The sequence below is a fragment of the Chryseobacterium pennipullorum genome, assembly GCF_003384725.1.
GTDB lineage: Bacteria > Bacteroidota > Bacteroidia > Flavobacteriales > Weeksellaceae > Chryseobacterium > Chryseobacterium pennipullorum.
The window spans coordinates 96,155-120,085 of the sequence record NZ_QNVV01000014.1 but is presented as its reverse complement, the minus strand read 5'-3'; the positions used below and the strand labels follow the sequence as shown (position 1 = coordinate 120,085).

22 protein-coding genes are annotated in these 23,931 nt (G+C 37.5%); 10 read left to right on the top strand and 12 right to left on the bottom strand.

What is annotated here, in order from left to right:
* The first annotated feature begins 456 nt into the window (after positions 1-456).
* From DRF67_RS15260 to DRF67_RS15240, 5 genes are all read left to right on the top strand, one after another.
* Positions 457-1,623 carry a T9SS type A sorting domain-containing protein gene (locus tag DRF67_RS15260; RefSeq protein WP_115929158.1) on the top strand — a complete coding sequence of 389 codons (1,167 nt, stop codon included), beginning with the start codon at positions 457-459 and terminating at the stop codon, positions 1,621-1,623.
* A 127-nt stretch (positions 1,624-1,750) separates the two neighbouring features.
* Positions 1,751-4,402, top strand: coding sequence for a 4-alpha-glucanotransferase (locus DRF67_RS15255; protein WP_115929157.1), 2,652 nt, complete (start codon positions 1,751-1,753; stop codon positions 4,400-4,402).
* 139 nt (positions 4,403-4,541) lie between these two features.
* Positions 4,542-5,555: a hypothetical protein gene (locus DRF67_RS15250; protein WP_115929156.1), complete on the top strand. Its 1,014-nt coding sequence runs from the start codon at positions 4,542-4,544 to the stop codon at positions 5,553-5,555.
* A gap of 176 nt (positions 5,556-5,731) precedes the next feature.
* Positions 5,732-6,175, top strand: a complete 444-nt coding sequence (locus tag DRF67_RS15245; RefSeq protein ID WP_115929155.1) for a hypothetical protein — start codon at positions 5,732-5,734, stop codon at positions 6,173-6,175.
* 127 nt (positions 6,176-6,302) lie between these two features.
* Complete coding sequence (locus tag DRF67_RS15240; protein ID WP_065401136.1) at positions 6,303-6,812, top strand: ferritin; 510 nt, start codon at positions 6,303-6,305, stop codon at positions 6,810-6,812.
* An 84-nt stretch (positions 6,813-6,896) separates the two neighbouring features.
* Here the strand turns inward: DRF67_RS15240 and DRF67_RS15235 are convergent, their stop codons facing one another.
* Positions 6,897-10,037, bottom strand: a complete 3,141-nt coding sequence (locus DRF67_RS15235; protein ID WP_115929154.1) for a UvrD-helicase domain-containing protein — start codon at positions 10,035-10,037, stop codon at positions 6,897-6,899.
* A gap of 183 nt (positions 10,038-10,220) precedes the next feature.
* Between DRF67_RS15235 and DRF67_RS15230 the strand changes: the two genes are divergently transcribed.
* The 3 genes from DRF67_RS15230 (at position 10,221) to DRF67_RS15220 (ending at position 12,594) form a co-directional block, all read left to right on the top strand.
* Positions 10,221-10,967: a hypothetical protein gene (locus tag DRF67_RS15230; protein ID WP_115929153.1), complete on the top strand. Its 747-nt coding sequence runs from the start codon at positions 10,221-10,223 to the stop codon at positions 10,965-10,967.
* A 5-nt stretch (positions 10,968-10,972) separates the two neighbouring features.
* The gene (locus tag DRF67_RS15225) at positions 10,973-11,758 is read left to right on the top strand and encodes a carboxypeptidase-like regulatory domain-containing protein (protein WP_228435820.1); all 786 of its coding nucleotides are present in this window, start codon (positions 10,973-10,975) and stop codon (positions 11,756-11,758) included.
* Positions 11,759-11,859: 101 nt separating this feature from the next.
* A complete protein-coding gene (locus tag DRF67_RS15220; protein ID WP_115929151.1) occupies positions 11,860-12,594 on the top strand; it encodes an SIMPL domain-containing protein in 735 nt (244 codons plus the stop codon).
* Positions 12,595-12,656: 62 nt separating this feature from the next.
* Here the strand turns inward: DRF67_RS15220 and DRF67_RS15215 are convergent, their stop codons facing one another.
* The 3 genes from DRF67_RS15215 to DRF67_RS15205 form a co-directional block, all read right to left on the bottom strand.
* Entirely contained in the window at positions 12,657-13,169 is a 513-nt protein-coding gene (locus tag DRF67_RS15215) for a GNAT family N-acetyltransferase (RefSeq protein WP_115929150.1), read from the bottom strand.
* 3 nt (positions 13,170-13,172) lie between these two features.
* Positions 13,173-13,394 (bottom strand): PspC family transcriptional regulator, encoded by a 222-nt coding sequence (locus tag DRF67_RS15210; RefSeq protein WP_002981826.1) that lies wholly within the window; start codon positions 13,392-13,394, stop codon positions 13,173-13,175.
* A gap of 93 nt (positions 13,395-13,487) precedes the next feature.
* Entirely contained in the window at positions 13,488-14,747 is a 1,260-nt protein-coding gene (locus DRF67_RS15205; protein WP_115929149.1) for a DUF2851 family protein, read from the bottom strand.
* 259 nt (positions 14,748-15,006) lie between these two features.
* On the opposite strand from DRF67_RS15205, the gene DRF67_RS15200 reads away from it, so the two are divergent.
* Positions 15,007-15,687, top strand: coding sequence for a hypothetical protein (locus DRF67_RS15200; RefSeq protein ID WP_228435819.1), 681 nt, complete (start codon positions 15,007-15,009; stop codon positions 15,685-15,687).
* A 58-nt stretch (positions 15,688-15,745) separates the two neighbouring features.
* On the opposite strand, the gene bshA is transcribed toward DRF67_RS15200, so the two are convergent.
* Positions 15,746-16,894: an N-acetyl-alpha-D-glucosaminyl L-malate synthase BshA gene (bshA, locus tag DRF67_RS15195; RefSeq protein WP_115929148.1), complete on the bottom strand. Its 1,149-nt coding sequence runs from the start codon at positions 16,892-16,894 to the stop codon at positions 15,746-15,748.
* A gap of 25 nt (positions 16,895-16,919) precedes the next feature.
* Positions 16,920-18,623 (bottom strand): glycoside hydrolase family 3 protein, encoded by a 1,704-nt coding sequence (locus DRF67_RS15190; protein WP_115929147.1) that lies wholly within the window; start codon positions 18,621-18,623, stop codon positions 16,920-16,922.
* Positions 18,624-18,736: 113 nt separating this feature from the next.
* Here DRF67_RS15190 and DRF67_RS15185 point away from each other — a divergent pair, with 113 nt between their 5' ends.
* Positions 18,737-19,279 (top strand): hypothetical protein, encoded by a 543-nt coding sequence (locus tag DRF67_RS15185; RefSeq protein ID WP_115929146.1) that lies wholly within the window; start codon positions 18,737-18,739, stop codon positions 19,277-19,279.
* A gap of 200 nt (positions 19,280-19,479) precedes the next feature.
* Here the strand turns inward: DRF67_RS15185 and ribA are convergent, their stop codons facing one another.
* From ribA to DRF67_RS15155, 6 genes are read right to left on the bottom strand one after another with little or no spacing between them, the layout of a single operon-like run.
* A complete protein-coding gene (gene ribA / locus DRF67_RS15180; RefSeq protein ID WP_115929145.1) occupies positions 19,480-20,076 on the bottom strand; it encodes a GTP cyclohydrolase II in 597 nt (198 codons plus the stop codon).
* 22 nt (positions 20,077-20,098) lie between these two features.
* Positions 20,099-20,557 carry a hypothetical protein gene (locus DRF67_RS15175; RefSeq protein WP_115929144.1) on the bottom strand — a complete coding sequence of 153 codons (459 nt, stop codon included), beginning with the start codon at positions 20,555-20,557 and terminating at the stop codon, positions 20,099-20,101.
* Positions 20,554-21,168, bottom strand: a complete 615-nt coding sequence (locus DRF67_RS15170; RefSeq protein WP_115929143.1) for a DUF4254 domain-containing protein — start codon at positions 21,166-21,168, stop codon at positions 20,554-20,556. The genes DRF67_RS15175 and DRF67_RS15170 overlap by 4 nt, the downstream gene beginning before the upstream one ends.
* A gap of 18 nt (positions 21,169-21,186) precedes the next feature.
* The gene (locus DRF67_RS15165) at positions 21,187-21,402 is read right to left on the bottom strand and encodes a twin-arginine translocase TatA/TatE family subunit (protein WP_115929142.1); all 216 of its coding nucleotides are present in this window, start codon (positions 21,400-21,402) and stop codon (positions 21,187-21,189) included.
* 31 nt (positions 21,403-21,433) lie between these two features.
* Positions 21,434-22,996: a peptidoglycan DD-metalloendopeptidase family protein gene (locus DRF67_RS15160; RefSeq protein ID WP_115929141.1), complete on the bottom strand. Its 1,563-nt coding sequence runs from the start codon at positions 22,994-22,996 to the stop codon at positions 21,434-21,436.
* Complete coding sequence (locus tag DRF67_RS15155) at positions 22,993-23,835, bottom strand: DUF4292 domain-containing protein (protein ID WP_115929140.1); 843 nt, start codon at positions 23,833-23,835, stop codon at positions 22,993-22,995. The genes DRF67_RS15160 and DRF67_RS15155 overlap by 4 nt, the downstream gene beginning before the upstream one ends.
* Between the last annotated feature and the right edge of the window lie 96 nt (positions 23,836-23,931).

Genomic DNA, 23,931 nt, shown 5'->3' with positions numbered 1-23,931 from the left:
CAGCGCCGATGGTACTGCTAACGCGGGAGAGTAGGCCGCCGCCAGTTTTTATTTTATTTTTAAAAATCCTTTATCGTCAAGATAAAGGATTTTTTTTTTGGCTTTATACTTAAGGCAACCATCAATCCACCAACTACTCAACCAGAAACCAATCCAACCAGCAACGAAACAACCTGCAACAAAGATCATAAACCACAGATCTCACAGATTTGCACAGATGATGGATAATAGGTTTAGCTAAAGCTAATCGAAGGTTTTCTACTTAATGTGAATGGCTGAAGCCTGTTCCTACTGAATAATCAATCACTAATGGTTCTTTTTTGATTATCATAATTAGAGTGGATAGATCCGTTTGTTACGAATAATGTTTAAATCCTTTTAATTATTTACATTTCGATTTGTAAATTACGTAACTTAGTTCCATTCAAAATGATAACAATCTAAAATCTATTAATTATGAAAAAACTTTTATTCCCTCTTTTCCTGGTGCTACTGGGTGTAAATGCACATGCACAACAGGACTTTTTTGCGATTACCGGAAAGAATACCCAAAGTATCGATTTTAAGGATTTTCGTGTGATCAATCCGACCACTGGAACTTCCGGAGCTAAAATATTTACGGCAGAATCTTCTCCCAAGATCTTTTCACAATCTGGAAGAGGGATCATCTCTGAAAACAGAAACTCTTATAACAATTCCCAGGCTGTCACTATGGCTGCATTGGCTTATGATCCAGCTAATAATCATTTGATCTACATGCCCATGTTCTCTTCCAATATTTATGTACTGAACCCTCATACCGGTGCAATCATCCTGGTTGAGAATACTGTGGCCAAAGTATCTTCCTGTGATATTAATTCTCATATCACAAGAATGGCCTCCGGATATGATGGAAATATCTATGCTGTAAACAATGCAGGAACGCAATTATTGCAGATCAGTAAGGAAGGAGGGCAGTATACAGTTAATGATCTGGGAATTATTAAGGACGATCCTTCGAATGGCAGGAATTCATTTACTGCTATGGAAACAGGTTTTGGAGGCGATATGGTGGCTGATAGCCATAATAATTTTTATATTTTTTCCGCTTCCGGAAATGTTTTTAAAGTTTCAACTAAAGAATTAAAGGCCAGATTTGTTGGTAAAATAAAGGGAATTCCAGAACATTACTCGGTCAATGGTGCTGCAGTGAATGAGGGTGGAAAAGTAGTGGTTGCAAGTGCCAAAGGTGCTCCCATGTATGAAGTAGATATGGGATCTTTACAGGCAACTAAACTGCCGGGTGAAGAAGGACTTCATATCTACGACCTGGCAAGTAAATACTTTGTCAATGATAGAATTTCATCATCTGTGGCAATGACTGATTTTGATATTTATCCTACAAAAGTAGACGAGAAATATATCAATGTACATATGGGCAAAAAAAGCGTAAAAGGGAGTATTAAACTTAATATCTATGATATGGCGGGGAAAAATGTAATGAACGATAGCTTCACAATAAAAGAAGGTGCTGGGGATCAGAAAGTATTTCTCAGACATCTTGTAAGCGGAGCCTATATTGTAAACATTATGGAGGAATCCGGAAAGATTCTGTTCAGTAAAAAAATTATTATAACAGAATAAATTCTACCATAATACAACAGCATATCAGAACCTTTTCAATCAGATTGAGAAGGTTTTTTAATGATTATTTGATATTCAATAAGTTTTATTTTTCGATATTAAAATGTACTTTTATAAAAAAATATAGATGAAGCTATACTTTAATGTAGGATATATTGTAAAGGCGGGAGAAAACCTGCAGTTGGTAATTAGTGAGGAGGGAACTTCTGCTCATATCCATACAATGTTTTATGCAGAGAACGGACTATGGAAATGTGAGGTGGATTATTTTTCGAAATCGATATCTTATCAGTATCGTATCACAGATGAGAAAGGAAATATCCTGAGAGAGGAATTTGTTAAGCATTACCTTAGCTTTCCTCATAACTATAAAGAATTTGTCATCTTCGATGAATGGAATAATAAGAACTTTCCCGAAAACTATCTGAATAACAAAATTCTATACAATAAACTGCATGGTTTTGTTACCGGAAAATCTACTGTTTTAAAAAAGCATACTCATTTATTCAGAATAGAAGCTCCCATATATAATCCGGAGTGGAAGGTTGCTCTCTTTGGAAGCACGGCCTCTCTTGGAAGCTGGAACTATGATAAAGCTCTTCAGATGCATCAGACAGAGATTGGGGTTTGGGAGGTTTCAGTAGAAATTCCTGAAAACGAATTGATTCAGTTTAAATACTGTATTTATGATACAAAACAAAACAGAATCGTTGATGTAGAGACCGGAGAAAACAGATATACAGTTGCTAATCTGCAGCCGGACATTTTGCAGATTGTTTCCAATCATTATTTTAGGTTTAAGGGTTATCAGATGTATCACGATGCCGGGGTTGCTGTTCCTGTATTTTCTTTAAGAAGCGAAGACGGTTTTGGAGTGGGAGAATTTGCTGATATTAAAAAATTGGCAGACTGGTCAAAAGAAACCAATCTGGGGATTATTCAGATCCTCCCTATTAATGATACAACAGCCAATTATTCATGGACAGATTCTTATCCCTACGCGGCGGTATCGGTTTATGCACTTCATCCCCAATATATTTCACTGGAAAAGCTGGATTTTTCTTTACCGGAAGAATTAGTTCAGGACTATGCTGCTGATAAAGAAGCTTTAAATGCTTTAGACCTTATTGATTACGAAAAAATGATTGCCGGCAAATGGAAATATCTGAAGGCTGTTTTTTATGAAGCAAAAGACAAGATTTTTAAAGACAGAGGGTTTCGTAAATTTATAAAAGATAATGAATCGTGGCTGGTGCCTTACTCTGCATTTTGTGTTCTGAGAGACAAATACAAGACTCCCAATTTCGACGAATGGAAGACGCATAAAAAATATATTGCAGGCAAAATTGCTCAGTTTTTTACTCCTAAAAGTAAAGACTACGATCTATCAATGCTTCACGCATGGGTACAGTATCAGCTTCATACTCAGCTAAAAGATGCAGTAGATTATACGCATCGCCTGGGCGTCTCTTTAAAAGGTGATTTGCCAATAGGAATTTACAGATATTCTGTGGAAGCCTGGGCAGAGCCTGAGTTGTTCGGAATGGATTTCCAGGCTGGTGCACCACCTGACCAGTTTACTGAGCTTGGACAAAATTGGGAATTCCCGACCTACAACTGGGAAGCAATGAAAGATGATGAGTACAGATGGTGGAAAAACCGATTTAAAGCACTTGAGCAATATTTTGACGCGATGCGTATTGATCATATTTTAGGGTTTTTCAGGATCTGGAGAATGCCAATTTCAGCTGTACAGGGGATTTTAGGGTATTTTTACCCTGCTGTTCCAATTGTTCGGGATGAATTCAAGGCCTGGCAGATTCCGTTTAACACGGAAAGGTATTGCAGACCATTTATCAATAACCAGATTTTATGGAAATACTTTGGAGAACAGAGCGGAAAGGTTTTAAGTTTTATGGATCAGAATGATAATGGTACCTACGTATTTAAAGAAGAATTTAATACCCAAAGGAAGCTTGCCGATTTCTTTAAGAAGAAACCACAGGGCTCACTTGAAGATCCTTTGATTTCACTTGCTGCCAACGTCCTGTTTTTAGAAGAAGATAGAAATGGTGAAACAGTTTATCATCCAAGATTTAATGTGTACCATACCGAATCTTATCAATATTTGCCTGAATGGGAGCAGAAAAGTATTTATGAGCTCTATCATGACTATTTTTTCAGAAGGCAAGATCATTTGTGGTACGAAAAAGCCATGGAAAAACTTCCGGTAATTCTGAACGCTACCAAAATGCTGATCTGTGGTGAAGATCTTGGTATGGTTCCGGCGTGTGTTCCTGTGGTGATGGATGAATTGGCAATCATTGCCCTTAAAGTCCAACGGATGCCGTCAGAAAACATTCCTTTCTATAATCCTAAGAATGCCAGCTATATGAATGTAGTGACCGCTTCCTCTCATGACAGCTCTACCCTGAGGCAATGGTGGAAAGAAGATCCGGCACTTACCCAGAAGTATTTTAACCAACAGCTGATCCAATACGGAAAAGCACCTGAAGAGCTGACCCCTTATCTGGCAGAAATCATTATGAAACAGCATCTTTACAATGAATCCATGCTGGCTATTTTCCCTATTCAGGAGTTTTTAGCTACAGATGCTCAACTTTCCAATCATAAAATCGACAATGAAAGAATTAATAACCCTGCCGTTTTTCCACATTATTGGCGGTACAGGATGCACATTCAGCTCGAAAATCTGAAAGGACAAAAGCTTTTCAATGAAAAAATTACCCATTGGATTAAAGATAGTGGGAGAGCGTAAATTTTACAATTGATTATCAGTCATTTATAAATAATTTAAAAGAAGTTGAAGCAAAGCATTTAACTTCTTTTTTTTATTTGCATCAAAAAGATAGAATTGAGATATTCTGCTATATACTAACCAATTAACGACTATAGAGATGAAAAAAATATTTTTGGGATTAGCTTTTGGGCTGGGCGTTTTGACGTCGGCTCAGCAGTATCCGAATAATGGTTGGGGAGACGATGGTTATTATCAGAATGGAAACGGCTATTATGGCGATGAAGATGACAGAAATTATTTTCCTGACGATTATTATTACAATTATCCTCAGGATTATTATCCAGGCGATTATTATCAAAGCTATTACAATGACTATAGAAATAGTATTGTATCTATTGACTGGAATGGTTTTTTTGCACAAAACAGATTAAACCGCTGGCAGGTAGATCAGATTATGAGATTGAACAATCTGTATGCAGGTTTTTCAGCCTGGAATAATTTCTATCGCTACAATCCGGACCGATGGTATTATGACAGATTCTATGCTCTGGAAAGAATATTGGGACCAAGGGTGTTTGTTGTTTTTCAGAATAACTATTACAGAGGAGCTAGCCCTGTTGTGTATTTCCAGAATTACCGGAGAACACATTATGTTCCAAGATATAGGGTAATGCCAAGATACAGGAATATTAATATCAATATTTACAGAGTAGACCGGGCAAGATTCAGAAGAGCAGACAATCCTACTTTTAATATTATAAGAAGAGATAATGGATTCCGTGGTTCAGTGAGAGACGGTAACAATTCCGGAGGCTTCCGTGACAATACAGGCCGAAATGATAATTCTGGATTTAGAGGCGGTAATAATGGAGTAAGAAACAATACAGGAGGCTTTCGTGACAACTCTGATAATAACAGAGGAGGCTTTAGAAACAGTGGCGGATTTAGAGAAAACAATGAAGTGAGGAGAGAAAGACCTCAGCCAAAAGGAAACAGTGGTGGATTCAGGGGAAATAATGAAGGGAGAAGAGAAAATACTCCACCCAGAGAAAATAGTGGCGGATTCAGAGGAGACAGCAATGGCTTCCGTGAAAAATCCGAAAAAACGGCTCCAAGCCGGCAAAATCAAAACAATAGCGGCGGATTCAGAAGCAGCTTGGTAAAGAATTAATTTTCATATATTATATTTAAGTGGTGTGAAGGGCAGGTTTTTATAATCTGCTCTTTTTTTATTATTTATTAAAAATATTTTGTTAAAACTTTAACATTATTTATGAATATGTTAATTTAACTTGTGTTTTAATTAATTATCCAAAAGGTATATAACAATTAATTAAATTTAAAAACATGAAAAAATTAGTTTTAGCAATAGCATTTATCGGAATGGGAAGTTTCGCAATGGCTCAACAGACGACTCCACAGGACAAAGAAGCAAGAAGAGCGGAAATGCAGCAAAAAATGCAGCAGAGAGAGCAGGAACATTTAGCCAAGATGCAAAAGGACCTTAATCTGAACCCGTCCCAGATAGCCCAGATCAAAGCACTTCACGAAAAGAAAAAATCTGAGATGAAAGCTGAGTTTGCAAAAAATAAAGAAGCACACCAGGCAAAACTGGAAGATAGAAAGGCCAAAAGAGCTCAAATGGAAACTGATATGAAAAAGATCCTGACTCCTGAACAATATGATAAATGGCAGGCTGACAGGAAGGAAAAAATGGAAAAGAAACGCATGGCAATGAAAGATAGAAAAATGAAAAAGCCTATGAATACTGCCGCTCCGGAAGTAAAATAACAATTTGTAATTTTGATTTTTTAATGTGTAAAGGGTGGATTGATTTCCATCCTTTTTATATTAATTTTATGTAAAACTTTTGATTTCGGGCATTTATTCACTATTTTTGACTGTAAATTTAATACATATGGTTAGCGAAAAAATTGCAAAATTAATTAACGAACAAATTGCCCACGAACAATACGCCGCTCAATATTATCTTTCAATGTCTGCATGGTTTTCCGGAAAAGATCTTGATGGAATTGCCAATTACTTCAGAGTACAAAGCAAGGAAGAATTGATGCATGCTGATAAAATGTTTGATTATCTGAATGACGTAGGCGGGGAAATCATCATCGGAGAAATTGCAAAACCTCCACATGAGTTCGAGAACGCAACGGATATTTTTGAGAAAGCATTGGCACATGAGAAAATCGTAACTAAAAGTATTTTCAATATTGTGAAAAATGCGAATGAGGAAGGGGATTTTGCAACGACTTCTTTCCTGCAGTGGTTCATCAACGAACAGGTAGAAGAAGAAGCAAGCGCTTCTCAATATGTGACAAAAATCAAAATGGTGTGCGATAATCCATCTGCACTATATCTTTTTGACCAGGAATTGTCTCAAAGGGTATTTACTCCGGACGCAACTGCTTAGCATTGAAATTATTCAAATATAAACCCGTCATTCCATAGAATGACGGGTTTTGTTTTTTAGACAATATAGATAGCACCCCTGGAATTACAGATAGATAATTTGGGTTTTTAAGACCTTCCGCCCGAGGCTTTCCAGAATCCTTTTATATCCCTCTATCTGTTCTTCATCCTTACTTTTCTGCTCACCTGTTTTAAAATCAACAATAATATAGCCTGCTTCACTCTTTAAGATCCGGTCAGGTCTTGAAATGTGACTTTCTCCATTTTCAGAGATCATAATGTCTTTTTCATTGATCACTTCCCATTTTTCATCAAAGAACTCGGCATAGGTTCTAATGATTTCCTGTAATGTGATTTGAATCTCATCCTTTTCCTCCAGCGTGATCTGGCCTTCCATTGCATAACCTTCCAATACTTTGGCAATATCTTTTTCAGTATTGATCTTAGATAAAAGTTCATGAACAAAAAGCCCGATTCTCACTTTTTCGTTCCGTACCTGATAGTTTTTTGAAGGTGTTGCAATCTTTATGGAAGTATTTTTCTCATTCACATTCTTCAGATTCTGAATATTCTGGGTCTTAAAAGAAGAACTTTTTGTCTTCGAATATTTCTTCAGTGTCTCAGGGGACACTTTATAGAGATCAAACTCGTCGGCATTCTCAGAATTTTTCGTTTGAATAAATTCTAAAAGTTCAAGATTATTAGATGTTTTGTTCGCTTTCTGAAGATAAAAGAACAATTGTTCTACAGGTCTTGTCGTAGCCACATACTGCAGACACAGCCTGTCAATCTGGTTTTTATAAGAGTTTTTTTTGTTGAAGATCTGAATCTGTTCATCATAGACCTCGAGATTTTTGCTGAACTGATTGATGTTCACAGATTTGAGCACGTCACTCTCATTGGTTTCAAACCAGTTGGTAAATTCACTATCCCGGTTTTTATTGATCATTGGAATAAAAACAATAGGAAACTCCAGTCCTTTAGACTTATGGATGGTCATGATCTGGATGGCATCAATATTTTCTGAAGCCTGAATGGTATAAGAGGAGGCTTCTTCATCCCAATATTTCAAAAATTCTTTGGTGCTGGCACCGGCATTCTGGGTAAAGTTGAAAAGCATTTCAAGAAAGTTCAGTAAAAAATCTGTTTCCTTGTTTTCAACGGAAAATTCATTGATGTAATATTCGATAAAGTTATACAGATTAAACCTGGGGAAATTATCCTGCTTTAGCTGCAGTGAATATTTCTGCTGGATAAACTGAAGTATTTCTTCATGATTTTCAATATCCAGTATTTCTTTCATTTCCAAAGTGAAATCTGCCATATGAACTTTCCCAAGTGTATTCAGGTGATACATCATCATAATGAGGCAATGCTTGTTCTTAGGATTGATCTCCCAGCGTAAAAACTCAATAACAGCTTTGAGAGTGCTGGACAATTCAAGGGTAAGACCCTTATCGGAAATGGTTTTAATATTGGTTTCTTCACCACGGTACGTCACTTTCAGGTTTCCCAGTTTTTGAGAATAGCTGAAAATATCAAAATTTCCACGGCATAAGATCGTAATATCTGAAAAAGAGAATCCGTTATCCAGACACTCCTGAATATCTTTCCGCATCCTATCTGAAGTATCAGTATAGAAATCTTCATTAGTAAGATTTTCAATGAGGTTTACTTTAACACGACCCTCAAATTGTGATTTTGGACTTTGTTCAGCATCTGTTCCAAAGATATTCTTATGTTCTTCTTCAAGGTATTCGGAATGATAGCGGTACAACTCATTATTAAATTGTACAATATTGCGGGCACTTCTCCAGTTATCCTTCAAAACGAGCAGATCAGCCTCCTTGGGAGAAAATTCCTTTTTGTTGATGATATCCAGCATCAGTTTACTTTCTCCACCACGGAACCTGTATATACTTTGCTTAGGATCGCCTACAAGAGTAAATGATGTATACTCCGTTGAGACGCTGTGATCCCGCAGCGGAACAAAATTCTGCCACTGTAGCTCGGACGTATCCTGAAATTCATCAAAGAAATAGTGCTGAAACTGTGAGCCTACTTTTTCATAAATAAACGCAGAAGGCTCATCCTTTAGGTTTTCATTGATCAGAATATTAAACTTTGAAAGGAGGACCAGATCATTTTCTTCTTCAATCTTTCTAAGCTCGTCCTGGATATCTTTATTCACTTTTAGGGGCAGAAGAGCGGATAAAATCTTCTCCTTCTTCTGAGTCTCTATATACAAAAGGATAAGCCGCATTCTATTGTCAAGAAGCTGATCAAGAACTTCGAAGATTTCGGCCTCCTTATGTTTTGACTTTGAAGAAGCTCCTTTCCTGTAATTGTTGATGACAGATTCTTCCTGAGTGGTCGGAAAGGGGAAGCCCGTTCTTTTCTTCTGGTAAAAATCAATTACCTTCGTAAAGAATCCGCCGATCCCGTTTTTCCCCTGGGCAAAGTCCTCAATATCTATATTTCTGGATTTAAATAAATCGATAGACTGTGCCGCAAGCTCCGCAGATTGTTTTTTATTGAGAACAATCTCTTTCCGGAGTGTATTTTTTATATCATCATAATTTTTATCATCAAAGCTTTTATTGCTTTTCAGATGTTCGTAGTGGATATCCTTTACAAATTCTTTTGCCGAATCATAGAGGTTCTTATTGAGATTGATCCTCTCATTGTTTTCCAGACTGTAATCCACATAATCCATAAAAGAATTGGAAATTGTCTCATTCTCGCCAATCTGATCCAGCATTTTATCAACAGCCTCTATCAAGAAAGGTTCAGCTTCAATCTCAAGATTAAAATTTTTAGCCAGCCCCAATTCGTAAGAAAAACTTCTTACCAGTCTGGAATTGAAACGGTCAATCGTTCCGATATTAAGAGTAGAATAATTATGCAGGACATAGTCCAGCAGTTTTTTAGAACGGTGGTGAAGTTCGTCAATTGTAATTTTAAGACCTTGCTCTTCAAACGCCTTCTGTATATTTTTGAGGTCCGCATTCTCCGCAAAATTTGCGGCAGAGAAATCTCCCAGCCAGGACAGAATCCTTTCCTTCATCTCATTAGCCGCTTTATTGGTAAAAGTCAGTGCCAGGATATTCCTGATCGACTGCTGCTGATTAGGATAGCGGAGACAGATCATCAAAAGTCTCTGAACCAGGGCATAGGTTTTCCCGGATCCTGCAGAAGCATTGATGACTGTATAAGAATTTTGCATTGTGTAAAGGAGAATTGAGACTGCAAGTTAGGTAAAATTTCAAAGAAACTTTAACAATTCGGTCTGGCTATTTAACAGTTTCATAAGCAAAAACTAAAAAGAAATGCTAAAACGCGTTAACTGTGGTTAAACTTATGGTATACATTAAAAATAATTTTAGCTTTGCTGTATTAAAAATAGCCTGTGAAACTTAAACTATTCTTTCTTTTATCCCTCATTATCTGTATACATACCCATGCTCAAAGTTATATTTTTGGTACAATAACTGCTGAAGAAGGCCATGAAATTACTGACGTCAATGTCATCAATATCAGAACGGATGAAATGGTAGTTTCAAACAGTGATGGACATTTTATGATATCCGGACGGGTAGGGGATGAATTAAGATTTGTAAAAGCTGGTCATGAACGGCTGAACAAAAAAGTTTCTGAGATAGATATACAGTCTCCTATGGAGGTAAGCCTCGCGCGGATGACTATTCAAATTCCTGAAGTAGAAGTGAAACAGGGACTTACCGGCAACCTTAAAATAGATTCAAAGAGCTACAACAAACCTAAAAAAGTTGAAAAACTGATCGCCGATATCGACCGCTATTTAATAAAGAAAACAGATCCAAGGATATTGGCAGCAAAGCCGGGTGAGTTTGTACAGCCAAAGGGCGAGGGATTTGTTATCGGGAGCGTAAAAAATAAATGGGATGATATAGATCTGATGAACTACGTCAAAGCAAGTTTGGGAGAAAGTTATTTTACCGATCTTAAAATAGAAAAACCACAGATTGATCATTTTATCTTTTATGTTTTAGCGGGCGGCTTTGAGAGAAAAAAGATTCTTAAATACGGTTACTGCAGCGATGCTGATCTTTATAGGTTTCAACGGTTTGTACTGACGAGAATATCTTCTTACCGCGCTCCACAAACCCAAAGATAATCAACATGAATGATCTAAGGAAAATCACAGGTTTGATACTTCTTTGTATAACAGGCAGCTTGTTTTCCCAACAGACTGTGACTGGAAGAGTAACGGATGATAGTGGTGAAGAACTAGGTGGAGTTCTTATTATCAATATGTCTTCTGATAAAAAAGTATTTTCCAATTCACAGGGAGTGTTTTCTATTGATGCATTTTCCAATGACGAATTGAGATTTGTAAAGGAGGATTTTAAAAGGGCCTCCAGAAAAGTTCTTACAGACGGTATCAATTCTGAGCTGCGCATTACCCTCTTTCAGATTCCCAAAGATGTTGGTGAAGTAAAGATTGTCAAAAAACTTACGGGAGATCTGGAACAGGATTCCAGGATCGTGGCCAGGGTAGATAAAGGCGAACAGGTGAGGCAGGCTGTTGGTTTGCCACAACCCGTTGGTAAGATGAGAGAGAAACCGGCAGAGGTGAAAAGCGTACTTTTACCGATTCTTCTGGGAAATCTCAATGTTCAGGGCATGTATGATCTGATCAGTGGTAAAGCCAGAAAACAGAAAAGACAATACCGGTATGATGATCTTCAGGAGCATATTACCTGGGTAAGAAGCAGGATTCCGGATGACTATTTTATAAAAGCGGGAATTCCTGCAGACCGTATCGGAGAGTTTATAGAATTTTCCTTTTCTGCAAAACCTCAGGTGCGTACCTACGTCAGAGCCAGAAATTTATCCGGGGTCATGCTGAGAATGGAGGAAACAGTACCGCTCTTTATACAAAGACTGCGATTGAACCCGAAATAAGTTGTGGAGCTTAGCATGTACTACGTTCTGTTAAAATTTTCTTAAAATTGGAATAGAAATTGATGCGTTTGTTATTGAAATAAACCAAATTCACAAATTTTATGAATAAAAATAGTATTGCAGTTGCCATTGGTGCCTTAGGTTTTGTGATTGGCCTTGGGTTTTTAGGAAACGCGATTAAAAACAGGAATAAATCTGAAAATACCATTTCTGTAACAGGATTGGGAACAAAGCAGTTTACTTCAGATCTGATTACGTGGTCCGGAAGCTTTTCCAAAAATAACGCAGATCTGAAATCAGCCTATGATGAGCTTGCTCTGGACAGAAAAGTTATCAACGAGTATCTGCTCTCTAAGGGGATACAGCAGAAGGAAATTGTTTTTTCATCAGTGGATATTCAAAAGCAGTTCAGGAGTTATAACGATTCCAATGGAAACTACGTACAGGGTGAATTCTCCGGGTATAACCTGAGTCAAAAAGTATCTATAGAAAGTAAGGAAGTCGCCAAAATCGAAAACCTTTCCAGAAACATTACCGAAATAATCAACCGCGGAATAGAATTTACCTCTTCCTCTCCTGCTTACTTTTATACCAAACTGGCTACCGTAAAACAGGAAATGATCGCCGGTGCCACCAAAGATGCTAAGGAGCGTGCTGAAAAAATTGCAGAAAATTCCGGAAGCAGCCTTGGAAGCCTTAAGAAAGCGACCATGGGTGTTATCCAGATTACTGCACCCAATTCCAATGAAGATTACTCTTATGGAGGAACTTTTAATACTTCTTCCAAAGAAAAAGAAGCCAGTATTACTATAAAATTAGAGTATGAAGTGGATTAATCTGAAATCAGATCCATCTTTAACTAAAAAACAATGCCGGAGATTTTCCGGCATTTTATGGTTTAAGGGTATACTGTTGTACAAATTTCATGCTTAATCTCTTCTACATTTTCAGGCGAATAATTGGCCAGGAGCCACAAGTGAAGAGGCTGTTTTCCCTCACCATAACTTGGCTGTATGTGGGTGCGGTCAATTAAGCTAAAGCTGTTTCTCTGATAAAAAGAATAACGTCTTTTCGCATCTTCTCCCAGGTCTTCAGGTTCAATTTCAAGGATGACTTTCGGATAGGTAGCCAGCAAATGCCCAATGATATGTGACCCTAGTTTTTTACTTCTGAATGTTTCAAATACTTCAAAATGCTCTACAAAAACAAAAGAACTCAATTCCCATAAGATAAGATACCCAATGGTTTCTGAGTCGTGTACTGCAGACATTATCCGGACCTTCGGATTTGAAAATAAGTCTGTAAACTGTTCCTTATCGCGTTGCTCATCTACAGGAAATGTGCTGGTATATGAAGAGTAGATTTGTTCTACCCTGTGATCTTCTGACGAAGTGATCTGTAAAAATTCCATAATTTATAAGTCGAAAACGCTGGGTCTTCTGGTGATGAAAATATCTTTAATCCATAATGTAAATGCTAACCCCAAATAGATAAGAAAGAAAAATCCGGCTGTTGCAAAAGTAGAATAAATGAAGAAAACCCTCAATTTCGATACAGGAATTCCAAGTTTAGCCCCCATTCTTGTAAGGACACCAAACCACTCTCTTTCCATTTTATGACGGATATTACTCAGCATTTCAAGATTCTTTTAAAAGTTTAAATCTAATACTGCAAGGTAAGCAATTTTTTTGATAAAGCCTTTGCTGATAAGATCACAAACAGCAGGGTACTATTCCTTCAGAAGCTTAAAACCGATGCCGCAGGCGAGACAGTTTTTTGGCTCACAGGTATGGTTATAATGATAAATCAGACTCTGACTTTCCATAGCATTGATAACGGATAGTCCAAGCTTCTTCCAACTTTCGGTAATGGTATTTTTTTCAGCAGGCATATTTTTGTAGAATTCTATAATTTCATCGGCGGTTTCTTCGTGATGATACCGGTGATAGGCATATTTTAAAGGGAGAACCGTATTTAAGATAATAAGATTAATAAACTCTTTGCTTAAGGTTTTGGGCTGCATTTTTGAAATGGTCCCGAAATTAAAATGGAAATCCCAGTATCCGGAAGCTTTTACAGGCCTGAAGATATCATACAGCTCTTCAGAATTTTTTGCACCCATAATTTTAGAGAATAAATTCTGATGGATAAAATACAGATCAGCAAGCTGAGATAACCTTATAGTAGGGAAATTAGCAGGTCTGAGTCTTAAAAATTTAGGATGAAGACGCAGGGGATGAATGTCAAATTTTGCTGCTACAAATTCGAATTCTCTTTTCCATATTTCCATTTGTCCGTCGAGAGGATTCTCTAGCCAACCTGCGATTCCGAACAACAGGGCTTCCAGCTGTAAAGGGTTCAGACGGATTTTATTAATGATTGAATAATCAATGCTTTCAGCAATCTGCTTAAAAATAAGGGCATTGACTTTAAGCCCGAAAGAATACGCTAAACTCTGAAACAGAACCGCTTCAAAATTGTTCTTGCTTTGGAGGAGGCTGTGATCGAATTCCACAGACTTTTCCTCCAGTTTCTTCAGAATATTTCCCTCATGGAAGTTGATGGGAATTTTTTCTTTTGTAATCATATTTTCACAAGCAATAAACTGATCACCATTGATGAGTTTTTCATAGGTTCCAATAATATGCGCATCGATATGCTCCTTCAGCTCGAGAGTCGGGATATTCATTTTGGAAAATTCAGGGATTTCTGCATCCTGCTGATAAACCACATGAAGGATTATATTTCTGTAGTTGGGGTCTTGAGAGTGCTCATGGAAGATCCAGTCGGATGACCGCACATGCAGTTCTATATGCCCTGCCAAGATAATATTTTTGATTTTTATTTTAGCATCCAGAAAATCAGGTCCCGCATTCTTATTCCATTTACCGGAATGAATAATTTCAACAGGATTCCCTTCAAGATCCCTGAAGTCGAAATGTTTGAAAACCTTATAGTTCCAAAGGTATTGAAGTAGTTTTTCTGTCATAAGTGTTATCCTAAATATAAGGTAAATATCATACACCTGTTTGCCCCATCAGTAAATATTGACCAGGTATACTGCATATTAGTAAGGATATAGAAAAAAATGAACCCAAATAAAAACTGTACTTATTTTTATATATTTTTTCTTCATATTACTTAAAGATCATCATTACCTTTTTCAAGTAACAAATGACGATATTTATAGTGCCATGCTATTGATTATTGTATTATCTTTAATTGGTATGAATAATTTAAAATCACCTATGATGACTATAAAATTATCAATGGCCTTGTTGCTTACTGTGGCCTTTTCTCTGGGATCTAAAGCACAGAATGTGCCCTTAGGTCCTGATCAGACAGTACCTTATCAGGTAATCACGGAGAGTGCAAACTACAAAGGTAAGAAGGCTTTAGCGGTGCAGATTCCGGAATCACTCACCGTTATTAATGATAAAACGCTTGCTGTTGTAAAAAACATCAATTTTCATAATGGCATTATTGAGGCAACCATTTCGGGGCAGCCGCAGAAAACTGCGGGAGAAACGGCGCGGGGATTTGTGGGAATTGCTTTCAGGGTGGCGGATAATGACTCAAAAATGGAGGTGTTTTACCTGCGTCCTACCAACGGCAGAGCGGATGATCAGGTGCGCCGGAATCATTCTACACAATATATTTCTATACCGGGGTATCCGTGGGAAAAGCTACGGAAAGAAAATCCTGAAAAATATGAAGCGTATGCTGATATGGTACCAGCGGAATGGATCAGAGTGAAAATAGAAGTGAAAGACGATAAAGCAAAGCTGTATGTCAATGGTGCTTCACAGCCTACTTTAATTGTGAATGACCTGAAGCAGGGGAAAGATTTGCGGGGAAGCATAGGACTTTGGATCGGTCCCGGAACACTGGGGCATTTTACAGATCTTAAAATCACAAAATATGATTAAAAATAGAGGCTCAGATCAAAGAATCTGAGCCTCTATTTTTAGGGATGTCAATAGGGAACTATACCTTAGTGAGTTCCTTGTTGAAATTCTCTATCGTCGTTCTGTACATCTTTTCATAGATCGGAAGAATGTTCTGCAAATCGAATTTGATGGCTTGATCTTTTGCGTTTTGCTTCATCTGGGTTAATAGATCCTCATTGCTAAGCAATTTGATCGTATAGTTGCTCATAGCCTCCACGTTTCCGATCTCTGCCAGATATCCTGTTTCACCCTGGATGTTTACTTCAGGAATACCACCGGCATTCGAACTGATCACGGGTGTGTAGGCTGCCATAGCTTCCAAAGCTGCAAGACCAAAGCTTTCCTGTTCTGATGGAAGAAGGAAGACGTCGGATAGTTGCAGAATCTTATAAAGGTCATTAACCTTTCCTAAAAGTCTGATTTTAGAAATAAGATCCGGATTTTCTTCCAGGAACTGGTTCACTTTTTCCATGTCAGGGCCTTCCCCGATGATGATCAGTTTAGACTTTACCTTTTTCTCTACGTTTTTAAAGATCTGCAGAACTTCATCTACACGCTTTACAGGGCGGAGATTAGATACGTGAATCAGGATTTTCTCATCAGGATTGGCAAACTGTGTTCTCTGGCATTCAGAACAGTCATCAAATTCAGAATTGTCAATAAAATTGGTAATCACCTGAATTTCTTTTTTGATGTTAAAGAACTGAAGCGTATCCTTTTTCAGGCTTTCAGAAACTGAGGTGATAGCATCTGATTGGTTGATGGAAAACTCTACTGCATGTTTGTAACTGGGATGCTGCCCTACAAGGGTAATATCTGTTCCGTGAAGGGTAGTGACCAGCGGAATGTCATTATTATCCTCCTTAAGCATTTGCTTGGCCGTAAATGCGGCATAGGCATAAGGAATGGCATAATGGGCATGAAGCAGATCCAGTTTGTAAAGATTGACAACTCTGTAGATCATTGAACTTAACGCAATATCATAAGGCTGATACTGGAAGAGGGGATACGTCTGAACATTTACCCTATGAAAGAAAATATTAGGGTTGGTAATGTCTAGCCTTGCAGGGAGTGCCGAACTTATAAAATGGACTTCATATCCTTTGTTGGCAAGAGACATTCCTAATTCTGTCGCTACAATCCCGCTTCCGCCGTATGTCGGATAGCAAAGTATGCCTATTTTCATTAGATTATTGTTGTTTGATGTTGTATTATTTGTTATTCATAGCGGAAGAAGGCTCCAGATCTATACCCATTCCCGTTTTCAGCTGATCGTTAACCAGAACAGGAAGCCTTCCCCATATTTTTGTTTTTCCGTTTAAAGCATCCGCCGTCGCATTCATAGAGTCATCATTGTTTTCATAGGCAACAATAACTGTTGAAACTTTTGAGATATCAATATCTTTTAAAGCATAGGCACTCCCCAGTACAGTGAGAATGACATTTTGATTTTTTGTAAGATCTGCAAGAATTCTTTTTGATGCCGCTGATATTTTATAAGGTTTATACGCTGTGGAATTATCTTTGTGAAAGCCTGCAATCACTGTTGATCCCGCAGGAATGGTATTGATCTCGTTTGCTTTTTTGATAATGATGTTTGACCCTAAGCGGTTCGCAAAAGTTTGATAAGGACCTTCCTCTAAAGGAATATAATATACCTGTTTACCCGGCAGAGGAAGTAATTTTTTATCATCCTTTATTAAAGTCAGTGCATTGGCGTATAGATTCTGCACAAGGGTTTTATGAGAATCATTATTCAGATCAGCATTGATCTGATCAGGATTTTTGGGAGTATACTGAGTAAGTCCCAGGAAATATTTTGTCAGTAGAATCTTCTTTACGCTCTCTTCAACTCTGGATTGAGAAATTTCGCCTTTGTCTATAGACTTTTGAATCAGTTTTTTTCCTTCTGAAACGCCTTGTGAGAAAAGCATGATGTCATTTCCAGCCTTAAATGCTAACGCATCCAGCTCACCTGGTTTGTATTTATTGGCCACAGCACCCATATTTAAAGCATCGGTAATGATTAAGCCTTTGTACCCCAGCTTTTCCTTCAAGAGGCCAGTAATGATATTTTTAGATACAGAAGCAGGAATTCCTTTTCCCGATTCAAGGGTGGGTACGTACAGGTGGGCCACCATTACTCCGCCGATACCTTTATCCATTAAAGCTTTGAAAGGAGCCAGTTCCACTGTATTAAGTCTGTCTATATCATGAGAAACTACAGGAAGGTCAAGGTGAGAATCTGTGCTGGTATCACCGTGTCCCGGGAAATGTTTGATTGCTGCTAATATATTGTTGTCCTGAAGTCCGTTGGAATAGGATAATGCTGAATTAATAACGTTGCTTACCTCTGAGCCAAAACTTCTGTTCCCGATAATAGGGTTATTCGGATTGGTATTGACATCTACCACAGGAGCAAAATCCCAGTTAATTCCCATTCTGTGACAGTCTTCCGCTATTTTGGCAGACATTTGATAGATGAGATTTTTATCCTGGATCGCGCCAAGAGTCATTGCCCATGGAAATTTATGAGCCGTGGCAATTCTCTGGTACAAACCCCACTCAGCATCCATACCAATCATTAAAGGGACTTTCGATTTCTGCTGAAATTCATTAACGAGGTTAATTTCTCTTGCTGCGTCATCCTGCATTAAAATCAAACCCCCGATTTTATCATTGGTAACAATATTTCTTATCTGGCTGATATAGTCTTCTCCTTTGTTGGTGTACAGTGCTACGATGAACAGCTGGCCTAGCTTTTCGTCCTGAGAAAGGCTTTTGTATGTTTTGTCAACCCATTGCTGAGCCTTTTTAAGATCTTCTTCGGATGTGTTTTTTGGACGATACTGCGCATTGACTTTAGGACTTATCAATGCAACAATAAAGAGTGAAGTACATAATAATTTCTTCATGACTTTTTGAATAAGAACAAAAATACAATTAAAAAAATGAGGAAAACAAAGTTTTTGTAATTTTTGGTATATGATTTGAATACGCAATATAAATAATAACTAAACTTTATAAAATGAAAAAAATTCTTCCATTTATATTATTAGCTGGGGTTGGTTTTTTAACTTACAGTTGTAACGACGACGATCCAGTTATTGTACAGCAAAATGTAAACTTTCAAATGAAAGATATTACAGGAACTTTCACAGGAGCTAACAATGCAGATTTTACAATCTCACAGGGTCTGGGTTTGAAATCTACGGATGTACTTTTAGTTTATAGAAATCTTAACTCAAATGCAAGTGGATCTGCAATCTGGCAGCAAATACCAAAGACTTATTTCTTGTCCGATGGTAGAGAGTTAGATTATAACTTTATATTCAACACACAAAATGTTGATATTACGAGCAGAGCAAACTTCAATCAGAACACAATGACTCCTGCTGAAGCACAGATGTATTTGAATAATCAAACTTTCAGATTGGTTATTGTTCCGGCCAATACAACAGGTATGAGCAATAAGTCCGCAAAAGCTCCGGTTGATTACAGTGACTATAATGCTGTTGTGAGATATTATAATCTTGATGATTCTAATGTACCTTCAGTAAGAGTAAATTAAGAAATATCTTTTCAGTTTTTTATAATTAAAAAAAGCTCCGGGAGAAATTCCGGAGCTTTTGATATATTATTTCTTAATTGATTTCGGAATCAGGGATGTAACTTTGAAAGGAATTCAATAGTAATGGAAAAGGATATATAAAACTTAGCTACGATACTCACCACAAAAAAAGCTTCAGATGAATCTGAAGCTTTTATTATTTAATTATCATTGTCATCAAGGAGATGTCCAAAGAAATCTTTTTTTGTCTGTAGATAGCCCTTGCTTATTTCATTGGCAGGAATTTGCAGCGGTACCCTTGAATTGAGATGAACATTACTGTCAACCACATATTTTACCTTCTCGGGATTATTGGTTAAAAGATTAATATCTTTAACATCCAGCAGGTTCAGAATCTCAATGGCTACACCAAAGTTTCTGTCATCAGCAGGAAGACCCAGTTGAAGATTAGCCTGTACGGTATCTAATCCTTTTTCTTGTAGAGAATAAGCTTTTAGTTTATTGATAATACCGATATTCCTTCCTTCCTGCCGGAGGTAGATAATAATGCCTCCGTTTTCGTGGATATATTTCATAGCGGCATCCAACTGTTGGCCGCATTCACATTTTTTTGAATGGAAAACTTCTCCGGTGATACATTCGGAATGAAAACGCACGTTAACAGGTTTAGAGAAATCTGTATTTTCTGCGATGATGGCCATATGAGGCATCCAGTCGTTTTCATTTTCAGAGAAAGCGATCATTCGGAAAGTACCGTGTTCAGTAGGAACATTGGCTTCCGCCTGAATTTTAATCATTGATAGGATTCGATTAGTTTTTTTAACTTCCTGGTAAGGTGTCTTCAATAACAGAGATATTGGTTTTTAAACGAACCAGATATCGGTTGAGGACTTCGTTGTCATCTTTGTCAAGGTTCTGCCTTAGCTTTTGAATTTTTCTATAGGATTTTTCAAAGCTTTTAAGAGCTCTGCTTTTGCCATTGGAATTGCTGGCATCAATAGCATATAAATAATTCTGAAGACTGTATTTCAGACTGGTTACTTCATCATTTAATCCGTTGTTTTTAAACTTTGGAAATGTTGAGATAATATTTGAAATTTCAGAAGCATTTACATTTTCTTTAATATTGATGTTGAAATTCTTTTTTGATCCCCTGTCGGAATCAGAGCCTTTAGTATCACTATAAAAATTATTGGACAGCGGGGAAAGGTTAAGCTTCTCCGTTGCGCAGGAAGATGTTAATATGATTAGTACTCCAAAGAAAAATAGTCTTTTCATTTCTGTTGCCCTTTTTGATAAAGGATTGGGTTAAGACTTTCATCGTTATACATTTTCATTTGTTTGTATACTTTCATCTTAACATTACCGTTTTCAATATCAGTAAGCAACTGATCTATAGAAGTGGATAGGTCTTCCTTCTGAATAAGCAGTACGTCCAGTTTAGCCTGGCAGTTTCTTCTGTGCTCTTCAGAAGCGGATTCTCTATTGGCTTCTAACGACATATGATAAACCTTTAATGCAAGAATGGATAGTCTGTCTACTGCCCAAGCGGGAGTTTCGGTATTTATTTTTGCTTCAGGTTTAGGAGTTATATTTTCAAACTTATTAAGGAACCAGCCGTCAATATATTCTACCAGATCAGTTCTTTTCTGATTGGAGGCGTCTATTGTTCTCTTGAGTTGAAGAGCTTCAGCCGGATCAATATTTTCATCTCTAATTATATCTTCCAGATGCCATTGAACGGTATCAATCCAGTTCTTTGCATACAAAATCCGTTCCAAACTATCTTTTTCAAACGGGTTATCAATTAGAGTGTTAACGTCATCAGACACGTGATAGTCTTCAATAGATTGATTGAAGACTTTCCATGCAGTCTCGGTAAATTTCATTAATTCTAAGGAATTTAGTTACTGGGGAGAATTACTGTTGGTGTTGGTAGAAGACGATTTGTTTTCAGAACCTGGTTTATCTTCGTCTTTTACCGCATCTTTAAATTCTTTGATCCCTGAACCTACTCCTCTCATTAATTCCGGAATTTTCTTTCCTCCAAAAAGTAATACCAAAAGTATTGCTACGATCAGGATATGTTGCCAAGACAAGGCAAGTATTGTTAGTGTATTCATCTCTTAAAATTTTTACAAAGTTACACTTTTTTTAATATGAAATCCAACCTAATGGATCAACAGGTGTACTTCCGTTCCATACTTGGAAATCAAGGGTATAAGCGCCATCAAAATCCTGGGCTACTGTTCCTACCGGTGTTCCGGAAGAAACCTGCTGGCCCTTGGAAACACTTACATTTCCTAAGTTGGAATATATGGTAAAATAGCTGCCATGTTTGATGATCACTGTTTTTGTTCCGTCATTGTTAGCCAGTACTGATGATACTGATCCCGGGAAAACAGATTTTGCACGGGCTCCGGAAGGTACGGCGATTTTTATTCCGTTGTTTTCCTCAGTAATATTTTTGAAAACCGGGTGTGGCTGTCTTCCGAAACGGTGGGTGATACGGCCTGCTTTATCTAAAGGATAGCCAAGTCTTCCTCTGTTGTCTGCAAAACTATTTCCTGTGGCTGTAGAAACTCCATAGCTTGTCATGGCCTTGGACTCTGCAGCTTTTTTCTCTTCTTCTTTTCTTTTGTTAAGTGCTGCTTCTGCAGCTCTGGCGGCAGCTAGCTTATCCGCTGCTTCTCGCGCTTTTACGGCCGCTTCATCAGAGGCTTTTTTAGCCGCGACTTTTCTGGCTTCATCACGGGCATTAGATTCTGCTCTTGCTGCTTCTTCATTACGTTTTCTTTCTTCTTCAGCTCTTTTCGCTGCCAATTCAGCAGCTCTTTTGGCTTCAGCTTCGGCTAGTCTTCTTTCTCTTTCCAGAGCTTCAGCCCTTGCTTTGGCTTCAGCTTCAATTCTTGCTTTTTCCCTTTCAGCGGCAAGCTTAGCCAAACGGATCTTTTCTGCTTCCGCTTTTTTTCTTGCTTCCTCCTCTGCTTTGGCTATTCGGATTTCTTCAGCAATAATAGCTCTGATCTGTCCTTCTAAGGCCTTAGACTGGGTTTGCTTTTGCTTAAGTTCTGCAGTCAGTTTGGATTCATTCTTTTTAAATTCAGTGACCAGTTGCTCTTTCTGCGCTCTTTCAGCATTGATCGTCGCCAGGTCTTTCTGCTGATTGATCAATAGATTTTCTTTCTCCTTTACAGAGCTTTGTTTTTGTGCGATTGATTTTTTGATCTGATTCGCAGCATTGGAAATTTCAGCTGCTTTTTTATCCTGATAATCCGAATATTGCTTTAAATACTGAACACGTCGTATTGCCTCTCCCATATTTTTGGAAGATAGAATGAAGGTTACTTTATTCTGTACCCCTTTATTTTTATAGGCGTTCACCAAAACTTCAGCGTAGTTTTTCCTTAGAACAGCCAGTTCTTTATTCTGACGGTTGATCTCAAGCTGGCGCAGATAGATATCATCCTCAATAAATCTCTTTTCTTTCTGAGTATTATTGTAGACCTTTTCTCTTAAAACTAACTTTTGATTAACGCTGGTAAGATAGGCTATGGAAAGTTTAGATTCGCTCCGTGTTTTAGCTAAATCTGTATTTATTTGTGCAATTTGTTTTTTAAGGTCGGCATTCTGCTTCTGCAGCTGTTCTTTTTTCTGCTGTCCCTGGTGCAGTCCAAACATAAGAACACCTATTAAAAAGCTAAATTTTTTAATCATTTAATCTCAATTTTCTTATAACTGGATGGTACTGAATAAGCTGTTTCCATCCTCGAAAAGTCAAATTTCGTGTTTTCCAGTAAAATCTGACTAGATTTTGAGCCTTTTATAATTATTTTAACATTTTTTGGAAGCCGAATTCCATTGTATTCATTCCAGTCGCTGTAGGAAATTTCCAGCTCATCAGAAGAAAGGATATCTTTTAGATTAACGCTTAACAAATCATAGTTGGTGTCATACTGCAGAGCGATTTTGTATTCTCTGGTTTTTTCGTCAGTTTCAATTTTCTGATTGGCGTTGGAAACCATTTTATATCCCTGTGCATTTCTAGTCAAGGTGAACTGTGAATCAGTGATCTTTACAAAAGTTCTTCCCAAAAGAATTTTTTCCAGCGATTGATAATCGATAAAATTAACATTTAACAGATTATTCAGGTAGTCAAAGTCGGAATCAATGTAGGTTTTATTTATTTTGTCCTGTCCTTTTATTCCTTCCGGAGTAGCCATTCCTCTGGCCACATTCAACAATAATGCCCTGAGGTTCATCCACACTTTTTTATTGTTTTCGATGTAGATGGTGGCATCCAGAGTAGGAATGTAATTGCCTGTCTCCACCCGTACTTTACTTTCTATTTTAATTTGTTCAAATTTGGGAGGGATCAATGCATGTTCGTAGAAAGTGAGTTTGTCTCTCACCGGTTCATTTACATCTTTTGGATTTCTGTTATCTTCAGTAGTGATACTGTCCCGTGTGCTGCCATCGTTATTTTTAATGGTATTCCGGGTTTTACATGATGATAAAGCCAGAAGTAATACAAATAAGGGAATCCATTTTTTCATGTATTGATCTTTTCGATTAAAAAAATACCGTGCAATATTAACGCCAAACCACACAAAATGTTTTGTGTGGCTTGATGATATCTTGTTTAGACAGAA